The organism is Dyadobacter chenhuakuii, assembly GCF_023821985.2.
In the GTDB taxonomy this organism is placed as follows: Bacteria; Bacteroidota; Bacteroidia; order Cytophagales; family Spirosomataceae; genus Dyadobacter; species Dyadobacter chenhuakuii.
This window is the reverse complement of the sequence record NZ_CP098805.1, coordinates 516,719-535,881: the sequence shown is the minus strand read 5'-3', so window position 1 is coordinate 535,881 and position 19,163 is coordinate 516,719. Positions and strand designations below refer to the sequence as shown.

At 47.5% G+C, this 19,163-nt stretch carries 13 protein-coding genes; 6 read left to right on the top strand and 7 right to left on the bottom strand.

Annotated features, from left to right (window positions below; genetic code table 11):
* Positions 1-3: 3 nt before the first annotated feature.
* Complete coding sequence (locus tag NFI80_RS02270; protein ID WP_235165063.1) at positions 4-3,243, bottom strand: SusC/RagA family TonB-linked outer membrane protein; 3,240 nt, start codon at positions 3,241-3,243, stop codon at positions 4-6.
* A 316-nt stretch (positions 3,244-3,559) separates the two neighbouring features.
* On the opposite strand from NFI80_RS02270, the gene NFI80_RS02265 reads away from it, so the two are divergent.
* On the top strand, positions 3,560-7,672 hold the full coding sequence (locus NFI80_RS02265; RefSeq protein ID WP_235165064.1) for a hybrid sensor histidine kinase/response regulator transcription factor: 4,113 nt from the start codon (positions 3,560-3,562) through the stop codon (positions 7,670-7,672).
* Here NFI80_RS02265 and NFI80_RS02260 read toward each other — a convergent pair.
* Together NFI80_RS02260 and NFI80_RS02255 are read right to left on the bottom strand one after the other, a co-directional pair.
* Entirely contained in the window at positions 7,645-8,499 is an 855-nt protein-coding gene (locus tag NFI80_RS02260; protein ID WP_235165065.1) for a helix-turn-helix domain-containing protein, read from the bottom strand. The two genes, NFI80_RS02265 and NFI80_RS02260, sit on opposite strands and share 28 nt — an antisense overlap.
* Before the next feature lie 108 nt (positions 8,500-8,607).
* Positions 8,608-9,624, bottom strand: a complete 1,017-nt coding sequence (locus NFI80_RS02255; protein ID WP_235165066.1) for an SDR family NAD(P)-dependent oxidoreductase — start codon at positions 9,622-9,624, stop codon at positions 8,608-8,610.
* A 181-nt stretch (positions 9,625-9,805) separates the two neighbouring features.
* On the opposite strand from NFI80_RS02255, the gene NFI80_RS02250 reads away from it, so the two are divergent.
* Positions 9,806-10,357: a YciE/YciF ferroxidase family protein gene (locus NFI80_RS02250; RefSeq protein ID WP_026629808.1), complete on the top strand. Its 552-nt coding sequence runs from the start codon at positions 9,806-9,808 to the stop codon at positions 10,355-10,357.
* Between the two features lie 21 nt (positions 10,358-10,378).
* The gene (locus tag NFI80_RS02245) at positions 10,379-12,568 is read left to right on the top strand and encodes a catalase (RefSeq protein WP_235165067.1); all 2,190 of its coding nucleotides are present in this window, start codon (positions 10,379-10,381) and stop codon (positions 12,566-12,568) included.
* Between the two features lie 85 nt (positions 12,569-12,653).
* On the opposite strand, the gene NFI80_RS02240 is transcribed toward NFI80_RS02245, so the two are convergent.
* Positions 12,654-13,409 carry an SDR family oxidoreductase gene (locus NFI80_RS02240; RefSeq protein ID WP_235165068.1) on the bottom strand — a complete coding sequence of 252 codons (756 nt, stop codon included), beginning with the start codon at positions 13,407-13,409 and terminating at the stop codon, positions 12,654-12,656.
* 191 nt (positions 13,410-13,600) lie between these two features.
* Entirely contained in the window at positions 13,601-15,214 is a 1,614-nt protein-coding gene (locus tag NFI80_RS02235; RefSeq protein ID WP_235165069.1) for a sigma 54-interacting transcriptional regulator, read from the bottom strand.
* A gap of 140 nt (positions 15,215-15,354) precedes the next feature.
* Here NFI80_RS02235 and NFI80_RS02230 point away from each other — a divergent pair, with 140 nt between their 5' ends.
* Both NFI80_RS02230 and NFI80_RS02225 read left to right on the top strand, forming a co-directional pair.
* Positions 15,355-16,236 (top strand): lysophospholipid acyltransferase family protein, encoded by an 882-nt coding sequence (locus tag NFI80_RS02230; RefSeq protein ID WP_235159963.1) that lies wholly within the window; start codon positions 15,355-15,357, stop codon positions 16,234-16,236.
* 149 nt (positions 16,237-16,385) lie between these two features.
* Positions 16,386-17,270: a DUF808 domain-containing protein gene (locus NFI80_RS02225; RefSeq protein WP_233796444.1), complete on the top strand. Its 885-nt coding sequence runs from the start codon at positions 16,386-16,388 to the stop codon at positions 17,268-17,270.
* A gap of 22 nt (positions 17,271-17,292) precedes the next feature.
* Here the strand turns inward: NFI80_RS02225 and NFI80_RS02220 are convergent, their stop codons facing one another.
* Positions 17,293-17,547: a hypothetical protein gene (locus NFI80_RS02220; protein WP_235165070.1), complete on the bottom strand. Its 255-nt coding sequence runs from the start codon at positions 17,545-17,547 to the stop codon at positions 17,293-17,295.
* A gap of 88 nt (positions 17,548-17,635) precedes the next feature.
* Positions 17,636-18,088: a ferritin-like domain-containing protein gene (locus tag NFI80_RS02215; RefSeq protein WP_235165071.1), complete on the bottom strand. Its 453-nt coding sequence runs from the start codon at positions 18,086-18,088 to the stop codon at positions 17,636-17,638.
* Positions 18,089-18,224: 136 nt separating this feature from the next.
* On the opposite strand from NFI80_RS02215, the gene NFI80_RS02210 reads away from it, so the two are divergent.
* A complete protein-coding gene (locus tag NFI80_RS02210) occupies positions 18,225-19,139 on the top strand; it encodes a pirin family protein (protein WP_235165072.1) in 915 nt (304 codons plus the stop codon).
* Positions 19,140-19,163: the final 24 nt, after the last annotated feature.

The window sequence follows — 19,163 nt, the reverse complement described above, 5'->3', positions numbered from 1 at the left end:
GGATTAGAATTTAAGGTTTACGCCCACAGTGAATTGTCTTACCGGTGGAGAATTCAGGTTGACCGAGATCTGGCGTTCCGGTGCGCCACGGTCGCTGGCGCCTTGCGGGTTCAGCGTTGACTGGCCTGTTGCATAGCTGTTTCCTTCGGGATCAATCGCCAGGTCGTCTTTCACCAACGGTGCGTAAATGATGAACGGGTTGGTGAGGTTGACGTAAATTCTCGCCGAAGTCGCGCCGATTTTCTTGATAACATTGCTCTCAAATGTGTAACCGAGGTTGATGCTGCGGCATTTGATGAATGAGCCGTCATAGTAGCCTAATGTTGAGCCGAAGTTGGCCACAGCACCGCTTGCGTCGGGAGCCGGGAATGCGTTCGTGGGGTTAGTTTCGGTCCAGTAATCGGTTTTTACCTGATTTACACGGCTTTGGTTAAAGAATGCGAAACCGCCTGAACCTGTGGAGTTACCCGTTAAGTAAGGGACAAGCACTTTCATGCCCATTCTCGCATAGGTTACCACCGATGCATCAAAGTTTTTGAAGCTGAAACGGCTGGTTAATCCACCCTCCCATTTAGGCTGGAAATTACCCAGGATCTGGCGGTCATTGGCGTCGATCTTGTTATCGCCGTTTAAATCTTCCACCCTGATCTGTCCGGCGAACTGAACAGGTGATGTTTGCTGCGCTAATGTGCCGTTTTCTGCGTCTGCGGTCTGCCATATTCCTAATTTTTTATAATCAAAAATCACGGAAAGCGGCTGTCCTACAAACCATCCCGCACCCAGATTGGACTTTTCGTCGGGCGTGGTCAGCTGCGTGATTTTTTCCCGGTTAAAGAAATAAGTTGCGTCAATGCTCCAATTGAACCCTTTTGGTTTTCTGACAATTTCAAAAGTGGCAGCCACTTCCAATCCTTTGCCTTCTGTTTTACCCAAATTTTTCAATGTTGAGCCTGCACCATTGCTTGGCGGCAGCGGTACGGAGAGGAGAATGTCTTTGGTTTTCTGGTGATACCAGTCCACAGAACCCGTAATGCGGTTGTTGAACAAACCAAAATCAACACCAATGTCCAGCTGCGAGGTCGACTGCCAGCTCAGGTCGCTAGAAGGCAAACTTGTCACAGTGTAAGCAAGCTGCTGACCAGCCGTACCCAATCCAAAGTTGTAATAACCCGCGGATAATGCACCTAACGTCGAGTATGCGCCTACATTCCGGTTGCCGGAAATCCCCCAGCCGCCGCGTAGTTTAAGATTGGAAATGAACGGAGCCGATTTCATAAAACCTTCTTCCACCACATTCCAGCCTAAACCGATCGCGGGATAATTGAAATATTGATTTGCCGGAGATAAGGTGGACGAACCATCGCGGCGCAGCGTCAATGTCAGCAAATATTTGTCTGCATAGCTATAATTAAGCCTTCCCATGTAAGACAGCAACCCAGTCTCTGAAAACGAGTTTCCAAAATCCGACGGCGCGACCGGCTGGCCCGCAGCGAGCGAGAAGTTGGACGTTTTGATATAATCGGCAGGCACACCGGTTACCGTAAAGCGGCTTCCCAGCGAGTGGTTTTTGGTGTATTCGTAAAGCGCAGTGAAACCCAGCTTATGCTTGTCTGCAACTGTTTTATCAAAATAAAGCAAATGCTGCAAGTTCACGTCCCAATATTCGGTGTTGCTGATCTCGGCGGTGGATCCGGCTTGCGTCGTGGCCGTGTTGAAATAGGTCAGCGGGCCGTTGTAATTATTCAGGTTGGACTGACTGAAATTCAGACCTGCATTGAAACGGTATTTCAATCCTGGTAAAATATTAACTTCCGCATAAAGGCTGTTGAATGTCCGCAATGATCGCGTGCGGCCCAGGGCCGATTCCTTTTTGGACATAATGGTCAGCGGACTCACGATAGCAGCATCAATAGAACCTTCGGCCGGAAAATTATTTACGGTTCCGTCTGCATTGTAGGGCGATGCCAATGGAGTCAGTCGCACCAGCCCGCCCGGCACGCCCCCGCCGCCCGGCGTGTTGGTGTAAGTCAGCGTATTTAATGTATTCAGACCTATTTTGACGTTTTTGCCAATCTTCTGGTCAATGGTTGCGCGAATGTTCAAACGCTGGAAACTCTGGTTCGGAATGATCCCGGTTTCGTTGAAGTAACCCAATCCGAGTGAATACTGCGTGTTTTCAACGCCGCCCTGCACACCCAGCTGATGGTTGGTCATGAAGCCGGGTTTGTAAATCAAATCCTGCCAGTCTGTTGAAACACCATTGTCAAGTGCTTCCTGCTCTTTCTGGGTCAGCAAATAACCCGATGTGCCCGGCGCTGTGCGGTTATATTTGGCTGCATCGGCTTTGAATTGTGCATATTCCTGTCCATTCATGACATTGAATTTGCCCATCACCTGCGTTTGTCCGTGGTAACCGTCGTAGCTGAAAACAGGCTTGCCGACTTTTCCTCTTTTGGTTGTTACCAGGATTACGCCACCCGCTCCGCGCGAGCCATAAATCGCTGTTGCTGACGCATCTTTCAAAACTTCCAGACTTAGAATATCATCCGGGTTAATGTCATTCAAGCCACCGAACGGGATCCCGTCCACCACCACCAGCGGACCATCCAAGCCATCGCTGGAACCTGAGCTGGTGGTTAATGTACGGTTTCCGCGGATCCGGATCTGGCCCTGAGAGCCTGGTGTGCTTCCGTTGCTAATAATCGAGACTCCCGCCGCACGGCCCTTCAACTGGCTTACGAGGTTGGGCGCAGGCACTTCTTTCAATGTGCTTTCGCTCACTGAAACCACCGAGCCCGTCACGTCCCGCTTGCGCTGAACGCCATAACCCACGACAACTACTTCTTCGAGCGTCTTATTGTCGACCGCCAAAGTCACGTTAATGATCTGCTGCGTTCCTACAACCACTTCCTTGGGCGCGTAACCCACGAGCGAAAACACCAGAACGGCATTCGCATCCGGGACGCTGAGCCGGAAATTTCCATCCTGATCGGCGCTGGTGCCTCTTGTTGTGGACTTGATGAGCACATTGGCGCCAGGCAGCGCCTCACCGTCCGGGCCGGTTACTTTTCCGGTAACTTCAATGTCCGCTGCCAGAGCTGAACGATGCCGGTTGCCGTAATCTGCCCATGCTGCATTACCGGCAACTGCATCCATGGAAATGCTGCCGAGCAGCAGAATAGGTAGGCCAGAAAAACCCAGTATCCTGGCGAGCATGTTATTGCTTAATAAACGTTCATGCATTTTGTGTATGATTTGATGTTTAAATTAGATTGAATCATGTGGTCGTCTTGGTGTTGTTATGGAAGTGTCAATTTGACAATATTTAATTTGGGTGTAACTTTGGCTTTGTCGTCATTTTCAGTGCATCACTTTTTCCAGATATTATTTGATTTATTGTCGACAAAAGTAGCGCAGCAAGGCAGCCTGCTGTGAGCACATTTGTTCATATTAAGGATACAATTGTTCAAAAGGGCTAAAAAAATGCCCGATTCTGGGACAAACTTGCATTTTTGGGATAACTTTCGACTCGGGCTCTGTTTTTAACCCTATCATATCAATGCGTTCAGAGATTCTTCTCACATTCCGTTTTATCTGCCTGATAATCGCATGCTGTGCAGCGACATTTACAGCATGGGCGCAGCCTGCTGAGCCCAAGTTTACGTCGCTGACATCAACGGACGGGTTATCATCAAATACTGTGACGGCCATTCTGAAAGATCAGTATGGACTGATGTGGTTCGGAACGGACGATGGTTTGAGCAGGTTCGACGGCACGGATGTCATCGTTTACCGGCATGATAAGAAGGATTCAACCTCACTAAGATCCAATGATATTTCCTGCCTGCATCAGGACCGCAAAGGCCGGATCTGGGTTGGCACGATCGAAGGCGGATTGCACCTTTATAACAGAAGAAAAGATTCATTCGAGATCATTCCGTCCCCCCATAGCGTAACGAGCATCACCAGCGATGCCACGGGAAAACTTTGGGTCGGCACCACAGCAGGGCTGATCAATGTGGACCCGGAAAGCCATCAGATCAGCACATTCGCATCCAGGCCCAACATGCCTGACCAAATTTCCAAAGGAATGATCCTCGGCATTGCGATAGACAGCAAAAAAAGGGTTTGGATCGGATCCAGGAATGGATTGTTCAAAATGGATCCGGCTGATAAAAGCGAGGAATATATCAATTACCTGCAATCACTGCCCGACGAAGCCGGTGCGCGCACGGTGAAGTCTATTGTTGAAGACCGCGAGGGGAACATTTGGGCCGCCACATTCAGCGGAGTGTTCAAACTCAATGCGAATGGGCAGATTATCAAGCATTTTAAATATGACCCTAACAACAAGAATTCCCTGAGCACCAATATGGTGTTTGCTGTTACCTGGGAAAACGCCTATCAACTATGGATATGCACGGATGCCGGCTTGAATATGCTGGATACCCGAAGCGGCAACATTACGCGCTATGGCCCGGATGCAAGGACGCAGTTTAGTTTAAGCAACAAATCGGTGCGGAGTATACTCATAGATAATGAGGGCATTTGCTGGCTTGGCACTTATAAGGGCGGGGTAAATAAATACGATAAAAACCTGGCGATCTTTGGCTTGAAGCGGTCAGATGTGAATGACCCATACGGATTGAGCGCGCCATTTGTGACATCCTTCGCGGAAACCGGATCGGGCGAGCTCTTTGTAGGCACCGACGGCGGCGGGTTAAATGTTTATAACCGGCAAACGAATTTGTTCCGGAAATTTCCAATTAATCCAAAGAACAAGAATGCAGCGTCCGGGCTTGCTATCCTTACGCTGGAACTGGTTGCGGACAACGAGCTTTGGATCGGGACCTTTCAGGACGGGCTTTTTCAGTTTAACCCTAAAACGGGCGCTTATACCCAATATATGAGGGGAAAAGATTCATCCACCCTGAGTAACAACGAGATTTTCTGCCTGGAAAAAGATAAGTCTGGCCAATTGTGGGTGGGCACGAATGGTGGCGGTGTGCATTTGTTTGATCCTGCAACGAAACGGTTTACCAGATTTCACGATGCGGGGGTTCCCGTTTTGCAGCGCAGCATTCCCTTGAACGGCTATATCCGTGATCTCATGCTGGACAGTAAAGGCAAACTCTGGGTGGCGTCGCACGGCACCGGCATTGCTGTGTATGATCCGGTGACGAAGAAAACGCTGTTGCTGGACAAGCAAAGCAGCGAACTGCCCAGCAACATTGTTTTTTCTCTTCTGGAAGACAGCAGAGGGAACATCTGGGCGGGCACATCGGGTGAAGGGCTGGCGTTATACAACCCGCGTACCAGAAAGTTTTCAACTTATGGGTCAAAGGAAGGGCTCGCCAGCAACATTGTCAACAAAGTGCTGGAAGATGCGCAGGGGCGGATTTGGGTCAGTACCAACCAGGGAATCAGCTATCTTGATTTGAAAAATAAAAAATTCATCAACTACACTTCCTATAACGGCATTCAGGACCGGACATTCGTGCTTGGCTCGGGCATCCGCGCGGCTGATAACACGCTTTTTTTCGGTGGCATTGCTGGGTTTAACTACATCGATACACGGAGTTTGCCTGACAGCAAACGGATTCCGCCGATCATTTTAAAAGACCTGAAAATTGGTAATCGCAGCATTACACCCGCCGATTCGAACTTTATTGATGCTGATATTACCGTTGCCAGGACCATTAGCCTGGATTACAAACAGAATTTTTCAATCGGTTTTGCCGCCCTCGATTATACCAATCCAAAACAAATGCATTACCGGCACCGGCTGGTGGGCATGCAGTCGGAATGGAACGAAACAGGGCTTACCAACTTTGCCAGTTATACAAATCTGAGCCCGGGCAAATACGTTTTTGAAGTGCAGGCCAGCGGTGACGGCATTAACTGGGGTCCGCAGACCAAGTCGGTGGCGGTGATCGTGAAACCACCTTTTTACCTGACCATTTACGCTTACATTTTTTACATTCTTGCGCCATTCGCGATTGTATACTATATGCGGCGGCGCGGCATTCAAAAGCTGCAACGGCAATTTAAAGAGCAGCAGCAGCGTGCGGAAGTGGAACGTGCGCAGGAACTGGACCGGATGAAAATCAAGTTTCTGACCAATCTGAGCCACGAGTTCAGGACGCCGATCTCGCTTATCCTTGCCCCTGTTGACAACCTGCTCGTCAAGACCAGATCCACCGAGCTGCATCCGCCGGTTAATGCCATTAAGCGCAACGCGAAAAGGCTGCTGAACCTTGTGGACCAGTTGCTGGATTTTAAAAATATGCAGGAACAGGAAGTAAAGCTCGACCTGAAACGCCGTGACATTATTCTGTTTATCAAAGACACCTGCGACCAGTTTAGTGATCTTTCCATCCGTAAGGGGATTCAGTTCAAAATTGATAGTGCGCCGGATCAGCTTACGATGGATTTCGATGCGGACAAGCTCGAACGGGTTTTGTTTAACCTGCTTTCCAATGCATTTAAATTCACTCCAAAAGGCGGCGAAGTGGCTTTAAATGTTCAGCAGCAAACGGATGTTGAAGGAAAGCACTGGCTTCAAATCAACATTTCGGATAACGGAATAGGCATTGCAGAAGATCAGCACGAAAAGATCTTTGACCGCTTTTTCCAGAGCGATACGGACCTGACGGTTCTGAACCAGGGCAGCGGCATCGGCTTGTCCATTGTGCGCGAGTTTGTGCAGTTGCACCAGGGAAAAATAAATGTTGTAAGTCAGCCGGGCGCGGGCAGCACGTTTACAGTGGAACTGCCGATTGCAGAACAACTTATTCCTGTGACCGAACAGCCTGCCTCAACGCCTAAAACACTGAATGAAACGGAAAGTGGCTTCGCTAAATCGGAAAAGGCCAATCTGGAAGATCCGTCCAATGTGCTGATCATTGAGGACAACGACGAATTCAGACATTATCTGAAAGAAAGCCTGATGCCCTTCTATCATGTTATAGAAGCGAGCAACGGCAAAGAAGGCTGGCAAAAAACGCTCAGCCACCATCCCGAACTGATTGTAAGCGACGTGGCCATGCCCGAAATGGACGGCATTGCTTTGAGCCAGAAAATCAAGTCCGACAAGCGCACCAAACACATCCCTATCATTCTTCTGACGGCATCCACAGGTGAGCAGCAGCAGCTGGAAGGCCTCAATTCCGGAGCGAACGATTATCTGACCAAACCCTTTAATTTTGAAATATTAAATGCCAAGATCAACAATCTGATCCTGCTTAACAGGCTTCTCAAAGGTGTTTACTCGCGGCACATCCAAGTGTCGGGTGAAGCACCGCAGATGGAATCCAGCCAGGAAAAACTGCTGAAAGACATGCTGTCTTACATTGAGGACAACCTGCACACTGCCCAGCTTAGCGTGGAAAATCTCAGCAAGCACGTCGGCATGAGCCGGGGAACATTATACAGCAAGGTCCTGGAAATGAGCGGACAAACGCCCATCGAGTTCATCCGCTCAATCAAACTTGAAAAGGCAGCATTACTATTGGAAAACAGTGATTTAAGCATTTCACAGATCTCCTACATGACGGGTTTTACCGCGCCGAATTATTTTGCAAAATCCTTCAAAGCCAAGTTCAACATGCTGCCGACGGAATACAAGACAAAAAAGCGGAGGCATCATGAAGTAACAATGTCGGGACGATAAGAAGAGGCAGGGGTATGTGTCACATGCAGCAACTGCGTAGGTGCAATTCCGTATTTCTTTTTGAATGCAAAAGAAAAATGAGATAGATCTTCAAAACCAACTTCCAGATACACTTCTGTGGGTTTTTTCTTTTTTTCTGCCAATTGATAATGTGCCAGTTCGAGCCTTTTATCCGTCAGCCACTTTTGCGGAGTTACCTGAAATAACTTTCTGAAATCCCGGTTGAATGTCGACAAACTGCGGCCCGTCAGATAACCCCATTTTTCCATCGGCATATTGAACATAAAATTGCGCTGCATAAAATCAATCAGGTCGATTTTTCCTGGATCATCGAAGTTTGCGAGCACGCTGTCGACCGTTTTGTCGATTTCCCTCAAAATGGTAATGGCTTCGGTAATTTTCAAGGTGGCAATACTTTCGGGAAACTGGCCGGTAACATCGAAGTAAGGGACCAAGGAAGCCAGGCAACTTTCCAGAAACGGGTGATTGGTAAAGCTGAAAATCTTCCGCCGCGGGCCGCTCGTTTTATTAATCTCAATCTTTTCGTAAAATCGTTTGAGCCGCTCTTTGGACAAATGCATAACCACTGTTTTGTGCGGTTGTCCGTTTTTGGGATAATTTACAATGGTCGCCAGCTCATTTCTGGGAATCAGAAAAATGTCCCCTGTTTTAAAGTAGTAGGTTGTGTCTGCCTGTATGATTTTGGTTTCACCTGAAATAAACCAAATCAGCATATGATCATCGAACATAAGGTCCGATTTAAAAAGCTTGTCGTCATAGCTGGAAAGCTTGATCTCCCTGGTCAGGTATTTTGAAATGTGATCCATATAAGCGGGCCTCTGATGCCTGGGCGGCATGAGTGAGATTTTGAATGTAATAATAATCAACTAAAAATAATAGTTGCGGGTTGCTTCCGCTCCCCGCCCTGACAAGCTTTACGATTGCACAAGTGAAGCGCCCGCGCCGAATGGGATGCCGGTTACCTGTTCGCTCCATACCCACAATTTCCTGGCACTTTCCATATCCAACGAATAGGCCTGGACACCACTTTGCCCTGTATCTCCTTTCGGGCTGAGCCGGGCTATGTCTGCATCTTCGCAATACACGCCGCCCATGTTTTCGAGCATCGGACTGGTAGCGCACCAAACGGTGGTTGCTGCACCTTGCGGGATCGTTTTCAATGCTGCTAAAACTTCGGGCAACAAATTACCTGCTGAATCCATAAAACCCATTTGCTGAAATAATTCCAGAGAGGCTTCCCTGCCCAGCTCCGTGCCGTGTATGGAGCCGGGATGTAACGAGTATGCACACACATTAAACTGCTCACCCAGGCTATTGAGCGCCAGCGTAAATAAGTTGCTGGCCGTTTTCGATTGCCCGTAAGCCTGCAGGGTCTGATATTCGCGATGAACAAAATTAGGATCTTCAAAATCGAACTGTGCCATCTGATGCCCGAGCGATGACACGTTAACGACCCGTGCGCCGTTGGCCTTTCTGAGGGCTGGCCATAACCGCGCGGTGAGTTGGTATTGACCTAAATAGTTGGTTGCCAGCTGTGATTCTATTCCCCGGACATCCCGGCGTAAAGGCACCCACATAATGCCCGCATTGTTGATCAATATATGGAGCGGCCTGTTTGTTGCCATAAAACTTTCGGCAAATGCATCAATCGAAGCTGGATCCATAAAATCGATTTTCCCCAACTCTACATTCGGAATGCCTGCGAGATTTTTCCGGGCCTTCTCTATGTCCCTGGCCGGAACGATCACCGTTGCGCCGGCTGTGGCCAGAACCCGGGTGGTTTCCAGGCCTATACCCGTGTTGCCGCCAGTTACGATTGCGATTTTTCCCGTCAGGTCGATTCCTTTGATTACGTCGTTCGCAGTTGATGTTGCATGAAAGCCCGAGCCAATTGGCTGTTGTAAAGCTCCCTGATCATTGTTTTGTCCCATGTCATTTTTATTTAATTGTGATAGGACAAAATTACCCGTTCCGGTGCGCGTTCATTTTGTTCAAAACTTCAAATTACTTTGCTTAGAATGTCATACTAAATAAAAAACAACTATTCTCAGAGCAATCCCCGAACGGGTACGGGTTTTGCTATAAGAGTGGCTCAACTAACGACAATAACATATGGACGCTAGCACGGGCTCTGAGCCAAAATTTAAAACAAAAACTTCCGCAGGCGCTGAGCCGGCGTTGATGGAGCTGTTTCTGGACAGTCTTCGCGATATTTACTGGGCTGAAAATCATTTAGTTAAGACACTACCAAAAATGATCAAGTCTGCCACATCGCCAAAACTGGCTTCTACAATTGAGCAGCATCTTGAACAAACTGTTGAGCATGTAAGCCGGTTGGTCGTGATTTTCGACTTACTGGGTGTGGATGCAATTGCCAAAAAATGTGATGCTATGGAAGGCCTTTCGAAAGAAGGCGAAGGAATTATCGAAAGCACGGATGAAGGAACCGCTACGCGCGACGTAGGGATTATCCTGGCTTCTCAGAAAGTGGAACATTATGAAATTGCTACCTATGGCGGCCTGGTGCAGCTGGCAAGCACTTTGAACCTGACAGATGTGGCCGAAATTCTTGCCAAAACATTGGAAGAAGAGAAACTGGCCGATCAACTTTTGACCGAGGTTGCTGAAAATGATGTCAATTACAAAGCGTCTGAGGAAGCTTAATTAAAACCTTCAACGAATATTATGATAGATAATAAAGAATCAGAGGGCTCTAACGCCAACCAGGAAAACGAAAAAACGGCAAACCTGGCGCCCCATACAACCGATAGTACCGGTGAGTTTATGACCACCAACACCGGACTTCGGGTCAACGATGACCAGAATTCCCTGAAAGCGGGAGACCGTGGCGCAACGTTACTGGAAGACTTTATCCTTCGCGAAAAGATCACCCATTTTGACCACGAACGTATTCCTGAAAGGGTTGTTCACGCACGTGGGTCCGGAGCGCATGGCGTATTTAAAGTTTACGAGCCAATGTCGGCCGTCACCAAGGCCGGATTCCTGAATGATACATCGATCGAGACGCCTGTATTTGTACGGTTTTCGACAGTTGCCGGTTCTAAAGGTTCTACGGATCTTGCCCGTGATGTCCGGGGATTTGCTGTAAAGTTTTATACTCAGGAAGGCAATTTTGACCTTGTAGGCAATAATATGCCCGTGTTTTTTATCCAGGATGCCATCAAATTCCCGGATCTGGTTCATGCTGTGAAGCCTGAGCCGGACAATGAAATGCCGCAGGCGGCGTCAGCTCATGATACATTCTGGGATTTCATCTCCCTGATGCCGGAGTCTGCACACATGATTATGTGGCTCATGAGCGACCGTGCTATACCGCGCAGTTACCGGATGATGGAAGGCTTTGGCGTCCATACTTTCCGTTTTATCAATGAAGAAGGCGTTTCACATTTTGTAAAATTCCACTGGAAGCCGCTGTTGGGTGTGCATTCCGTTGCATGGGACGAAGCGCAGAAGATCTCAGGGAAAGATCCTGATTTCCACAGAAGAGATTTATGGGATGCCATCGAATCGGGTAATTTCCCTGAGTGGGAACTTGGCGTGCAGATTGTTCCGGAAGAAGATGAATTCAAATTTGATTTCGACTTGCTGGACCCAACGAAGATCATTCCAGAAGAACTCGTTCCGGTGCAGCGCATTGGTAAAATGACCCTTAACCGCAATCCCGACAACTTCTTTGCCGAAACAGAGCAGGTTGCATACCATTTGGGACACATTGTACCGGGAATCGATTTCACCAACGACCCGCTTTTGCAGGGCAGGTTATTCTCATATACCGATACGCAGCTGTTGCGCCTGGGTGGACCTAATTTCCAGGAGATCCCCATTAACCGGCCGATCGTTCGGGTTGACAACAACCAGCGCGACGGGCATATGCGCCAGACGATTAACAGAGGTAAATCCAGCTACAATCCGAACACATTAGGCGGCGGTTTCCCTGCTCAGGCCAAGGCGTCGGAAGGTGGTTTTACTTCTTATCCCGAAAGGATTGATGCGAAAAAAATACGGGCAAGAAGCAAAAGCTTCTTCGACCATTTCAGCCAGGCCAAGCTGTTTTTTGACAGCCAGTCTGATCCGGAAAAAAACCACATTGTGGACGCGCTTAGCTTCGAACTGGGGAAAGTGAAGACTGTTGAGATCCGTCAGCGGATGGTAGGCATTCTTTCGCTGATAGATAAAGGTCTTGCTGCAGAGGTTGCATTCGCCCTTCGTGTACATGTGCCTCAGGATCCGGAACTTCCGATTAACCACAGCATACCAGCAGATGGCGATCCGGCTGATTACGATTCAGTAATGCAGGAATCAGTGGTTACCATTTCAGATGCGCTGAGCATGGTAAATACGCCGAAAGACAGCATTCAGACGCGTAAAATAGCGTTTCTTGCTGCTGATGGTGTGGACGAGAAGTCAATAACGACCGTAAGAGATGCACTCGTGTCTGCTGGGGCAGTTGTGGAAATCATTTCGACCCGTCACAATTATATTATGACCGAAAGTGATACCAAGCTTCCAGTCGACCATACATTTCTGACGGCAGCATCTGTCCTTTACGATGCGGTATATGTGCCCGGAGGAACGAACTCGGTCGCCAGCATCGAGGCAGAAGCAGACGCAGTCCATTTCCTGAATGAGGCGTTTAAACATTGTAAGCCTATTGCTTCCGATCTTTCCGCGATCCAGGTTTTGGAAGCGACTTATTTCAGCAAAAAGCTTCCGGCTGATTATGATGATGCAACCATCCTGAAAGAAGGGTTGGTTGTTTTGGATGACGTTGATCAGCTAGCGGATAAATTTATTCTGGCAATCTCCCAGCACAGGTTCTGGGAACGTGAAAAGCCAAGAAAAATCCCGGCTTAATTGTCGAACATTAGAAGGGCCGCCGGTTTTGAAACTGGCGGCCCTTTTTTAATGCTAACCAAAATAACTCCCGTTACGCTTAACCCTAAGCTTTAACCGCCAGCGAATCCAGAAAATCGCTGAAACGGATTTTGCCCAAATTTGCCGTTCCTTCTGGAACCAATGCAGACTTAGGAATCACAACTCCGAAATATTCATTCCGATCATTTGCCACCACGGTTTTCTCATCTCCGGATTTATCCAAATATTTTGCAACAAAATCGCTCATAAAAGCCCTGTCTGGACCAGCGATTTCAACAATGGCATTGGCTGGCTCCGACACGGCGAATTGCGTAACAAATGCAGCAACATCCTCAGCAGCAATGGGCTGAAAATCAACGGTTGAAATGTGCACAGCGTCACCGGAAGCAGAGCCGGCTGTAATGGTAGGAACAAATTCCTGGAACTGCGTGCTTCGGATGATGGTATAAGGAACACCCGACTTTTGAACCAGGTCCTCCTGGATTTTCTTCGCCCGCATATAACCCATGCTGCCCATTACGTGCGTGCCTACAATAGAAAGTATCAAGTGATGTTTTACACCTGCACTGGTTTCTGCGGCAAGAATATTGCGACCCACGGTTTCAAAGAACTGTATCGCAGGGCCTTCTTCGAAAGAAGTTGAATTGGACAAGTCTATAACGACATCTGTATTTTCGAGCGCATCGGAAAGGCCCTCGCCCGTTAATGCATTAATGCCGGTTGAAGGAGATCCAGCTATAACTGTGTGACCCAGCTGGCGAAGTTTTTTGGCAACATTTGAACCGATTAACCCTGTTCCGCCGATAATTACAATTTTCATAACTTGAAATTTTAGTGTTTAAAGTCTTGCAAACACTATGTAATTATCATATATAATGCCAAAGAGCCAATCTGTTGAATTTCAATTATTTACAAAAAATAATGACATTTCATTTTCACTAAATACAGTGAAAACACGATGTAATTCACTAAATAAAGTGTTACGAACAACACCGACAAATCGGGCAGCACTCATTCTCCGTAGTATTCGGCTTTGGAAATATCCAGTTTCTTCATCTTGGAATGCAGTGTGTTTCCAGGGATATTCAATATTTCTGCGGCGCCTCCCGGTCCTGAGATTTTTCCTTTGCAGCGTTTGAGGACCTGGATAATGTAAGCCCGTTCCATTTCCTCCAACGAACGGCCGGGAAGCATTCCGGCCAACTCGGTGTTATCGTTGGATCTTGGTGACAAAAACACTTCGCTGATCACATTACCCGTAGCAAGCAGCACACTGCGTTCGATAAGGTGTTCGAGTTCGCGTACATTTCCAGGCCAAACGTAGCTTTGTAATTGCCGCAATGCATTCGCCGAAATACGCATGCTCTTTTTGCCTGCGTTTTTACTGTATTTGGATAGAAAAAAGCCGGTCAGGTTCTCAATGTCTTCTGCCCGGTCGCGCAAGGGCGGCAGATTGATGGGAAATACATTGAGGCGGTAATATAAGTCGGAACGGAAACGACCTGCCTTCACTTCTGCTTCCAGATCCCGATTGGTTGCGGCAATGACGCGTACATTGAGCTTGATGGTGCTTTTGCCCCCTACCCGCTCCATTTCTTTTTCCTGCAAAACCCGCAGTAATTTCACCTGTGCTTCGAGCGGCATTTCACCAATTTCGTCCAGAAAAAGCGTGCTGTGATCGGCCAGCTCGAACTTCCCGATCCGTCGTTCCACAGCACCTGTAAAAGCGCCGCGTTCATGCCCGAACAGCTCACTTTCAATCAGACTGGCAGGCATTGCGGCGCAATTAACCTTGATCATCAACTTCTTACTCCGCGGCGACGCGTTGTGTATAGCCCTGGCTATCAACTCTTTGCCTGTGCCAGTTTCTCCTAAAAGCAGCACAGTGGAATTGCTGCTCGATACCAGAGAGATTAATCGGTACACTTCCTGCATGGCCTTGCCGCTGCCTACGATTTCAGCAAAACTGCTGGTAAGCTGCTCTTTGAGATAATCATTCTCTTCTTCTAACTGCCGCTTATAATGCAGTATTTGTTCGTTGGCTACAATATTGGAAATGGCTGTGGAAATCTGCGCGCATATCCCTTGCAGAATCGGAATATTGATCTCATCAATGCTTAGCCAAAGCAATCCAATGTTGCTGTTATGGTTGCGCAGCGCAATGCCAACCATCGTTTTGAAATTCATATTTTTCCAAAGCTCGAGATATGATAATCTGTTGCCCCGGGCCAGCTCCCGCTCGACATTGAACAACAAAGGAATGTTGCTGTCCAATATGCGGTTCTGCAGACCATCCTCGATGGGGTGCTTTTCCGCCAGCACGCTATCCATTAAAGCCGGATCAAATGTTGATGATCCGGGATCGTGCAGGTAAGCAGTCATCGTTTTCCCGTCCGGATTCATGCACCGGATCACATAACCACCATGCGGGTCCAGCTTTCGCAATGCTGTTTTGATCACCGCTGCAAGCTCGTCTTTCGTGCGGACGGCAGTCATATCATTACTAAAATCCAGTAAAAACGACTTTTCTCTTTCGCTTTTCTGAATTTCTTGCAGCACTTTCCGCTCTCTTTCCAGGATCAGATGATCGTTATTTTCGAATGGTTTTTCAGAAGGGTAGTCCATGTTCAGCAAGTCGTATTCTGATGCAAGAAATGCGTTTTTCGGGACATCGCATTTTATCTTTAGTAAAAAAAGGAAACATAGCTGTCCCGAATAATGTTCTTAGAGCAATACAATGCAAAAAGTCAATCCCTTTACAACATATGGAATTCATTAAGCCTATAAAAAAATGGCTTACTTCTGCCTTCTTTAACTTGCTGCTCACCATAGCGGGAGCATTATCAGCTATGGTTTACTTTATTGTTTTCCATGTACTTAAATACAGGTATGACGTAATCCGGAAAAACCTGTCCAGCTCTTTCCCCGTGCGTGGAGAGCAGCAGATAAAAGTCTTTATTAAGCATTATTACCGGCATCTGAGCGACCTTGTCGTCGAACCGTTTCTGCATATGATTATAGGTGCAAAAAGGCGAAAAGAGCTCGCTAACTACACAAATCCGGAGCTGTTGGAAAATTTTTACAGCGATAACAGGAATGTTGTTCTACTAGCTTCACATTATGGTAACTGGGAATATCTGATCAATCTGCCTAAGGTCGTAAAATTTAAAGTTTTTACTGCTTTCACACCCGTATCTAATCACTGGCTCAATGCCAAGCTGCTTAAAATGCGCTCTTTTTTTGGAGTCAATCTGATTGCCAAACAATATTTTTACCGCGGTGCATTGTCGGCGTTGAAACAACTCAAACGGCCATCGCTGGTTGTTGTGATCGCAGACCAGCGGCCGGCGCCTGCCAGCGGGAAGCACTTCGTTAGTTTTCTGGGCCAGAAAACTTCTGCCCAGATCGGCGCCGAGCGGCTGGCCGTCGTATCCGATGCGGTTGTGGTATATCTGGAATGCATTAAGAAGGCGCGTTTTCATTACGATTACACTTTCCACCTTGTTTCCGATCATTCTTCACAAAGCCTTCCCCTGAACATTACGGCCAGCTATTATAACTTACTGGAAAAGAACATCATCCGCGCACCTGCACATTGGCTCTGGTCACATGACCGCTGGAAACATATTCCGGCAGACGAAAAATAGTCGGCCCGAGGACGTTGGAATGCATCCTGCTGGCATGATGGTATAATATTTTAAATTACATTAGCCTGTTATTAGCACCGGAAAGGTGTTCTGACAAATCCTGACGGTGAAGTCCGGTCTTGAATGAATCTTGTAATTTAAATATCAATATGGCGTCCGGTTTCTTTGCAATTTTAGATGATATCGCTTTTCTGATGGATGACGTTGCGCTGGCAACGAAAGTGGCAACTAGAAAAACAGCGGGCATCCTGGGGGACGACCTGGCGGTAAATGCAGAAAAAGCAACCGGTTTTTTGTCCGACAGGGAATTGCCGGTCTTATGGGCGATCACAAAAGGCTCGCTGATCAACAAGCTCATCATTGTCCCCATAGCATTGCTGCTCAATGTGTTTCTGCCAGCGGCGATCAGTTACGTCCTTATCCTGGGCGGGCTATACCTGGCTTATGAAGGTGTTGAAAAGATAATTGAATACTTTTTTCATCATCCCAAAAAAGAACATTCCGTTATCAAAGAAACGGAACAGGGAGAAACAATCGCGAAAACCGATATAGAGAAGACGAAAGTTAAATCTGCAATCACTACTGACTTTATTTTATCAGTGGAGATCGTCATCATTGCCCTTGGCAGTGTGTTGGACCAAAACCTGACGATCCAGATCCTGACTGTTGCCACGGTTGCACTCGTAGCAACAGTTGGCGTTTACGGAATTGTAGCGCTGATTGTCCGCATGGACGACGCCGGTCATAAGCTCATTAAAAAATCAGGAGGTAAGGGCTTCTTTAATGCACTGGGCAATTTGCTGGTGCGGGCACTTCCGGTGATTATCAAAATCCTGGGTGCCGTTGGAACGGTTGCATTGCTTCTGGTTTCAGGAGGAATTTTCGCGCACAACATTGAATTTTTCCATCACCTTTTCCCAGGAATTCCGGCTACGGTGAAAGAACTTGGAATTGGCCTGGTGATGGGGCTCGCTGCTTTCCTGATCTTTACAGGATTTAAGAAAGTTGTTTCCCTGGTGAAATCGAAATCCTGATGAGCAGCAAATGCCCGGTTTCTCAGGGAAGTTGGGCAATAAGCGCCTTATATTTATCGACCTGGCTTTCAAATTTTCGGATGCCGGTTTCGTAAATAAATTTCAGTGACTCCAAATCGTCGATGTCCTTTTCATAAGTCTCGTCAGCTTCTGACTCACGGTCCAGTTCGGAAAGCAAACGAAGAAGTTTTTTAAGTGACCCTGAATTTTCTTCTGCCCGATACTGGTTCCATTCGAGCATTTTCTGGTAACTGGCTTTTAAGTTTTTCTTTGCCATATCAGTGATAAAGGTTTGAGATTTACGGACCTGTCATTACACAAAAAAAGCTGCTTCTTTCGAAGCAGCTTTTCTAATAATCAGCTAATTAAGCTTTTGCAACATCGCGCAAAGCTTTAATTTTATCGTGGGCAGCATTAATGCCCTGAGCCTGGCTCCTGATAATTTCAGCAGATTGCAATGGAACGCTGCCGTTCAATGCGTCCTGATATGCTTTTTTGATTGCATCCTCGCCACGTTCTGCTTCGGATAGAATGCTTGCGCGGTCGCTTCCGCCGAACAATGCTTTCACATCGATCCATGCGCGGTGCAATGTTCCGCTTACGCTCATATCATCTTCCAGGTGTGGAGCTGAACCAGCAATAGCAGACAATTCCTGAACATTTTTGCGGCTCTGCTGTGCATACTCTTCAAAAAGGTGTTTCAGGTCGATATTTTCATCATTAATATCTGCGATTGCTTTTTCAAAACCAGCAACGCGGTCATTGTTAATTTCAATCAGATCACTAATTACGCCAGATGCATTTTCTGTAAGTGCCATATTTTTGTTTAGTTTGTTTGAGTAGTTCCCTACGAATACCGTGCCATATGTAGCCTGTGAAGTGAAATTTTCATCGGAATCCACAACTTTGCATGTCCGGAAACCCTCGCTTTGACATTATTTTATAATTTCGTTTATGCTAGATATCGTCATTGACTCACGAAGAGCTGAAATTGTCCCGGGTTTTGAAGTAAAGCGCATCCTACCCTATCAGCTGCGGCGAATGGTAGGGCCATTCATCTTTATGGATCACGGCGGGCCGGTTAACCTGCCCACACCCACTGCAACAAACCTGGATGTCCTGCCACATCCACACATTGGCCTTTCCACGGTAAGCTATCTGTTCAGTGGCAATGTTACGCACAGGGATAGCCTGGGTGTAGAGCAGGTTATCAAACCTGGTGAAGTCAACTGGATGACTGCGGGCAAAGGCATTGCGCATAGTGAGCGCTTTGAGGATCCGGCTATGCTGGCAGGAGGCGAACTTGAAATGATCCAGACGTGGGTGGCGCTTCCCGAAAAAGACGAAGAGTCGGAACCTGCATTTAAAAATTACACGGCCGATCAGCTGCCGGTATTTACGGAAAAAGGGATCTGGATGCGCTTGATAGCAGGCGATGCCTATGGTTTAAAAAGCAATGTCAGTGCGAGTTCTCCATTGTTTTATCTCCATGTGGTTTTAGACCAGGGCGCAAGGTTTGGCTTGCCGGTTGGCCATAGCGAGCGGGGCGTATACATTGTAAGGGGCAGTGTGGAAGTGAATGGTGTTGCTTACGCTGCCGGTAAAATGATTGTGTTTACAAAAGGCGTGGATCCGTTGATCATTGCTAAGGAAAGCACCACACTAATGATGCTGGGCGGCGAACATTTGGGTGACCGCTACATCTGGTGGAACTTCGTTTCCAGCCGGAAAGAACGAATTGAACAGGCAAAAGAGGATTGGAAACAGGGCCGGATTATTTTACCCCCGGCCGACAATCACGAATTCGTGCCACTTCCCAAAGACAATTCCCGGCCCGCCGGAGGCCCGCCCCCAGGCGCTCTATCCTGAACTGGTAAGCGATCGGAGCGGTGT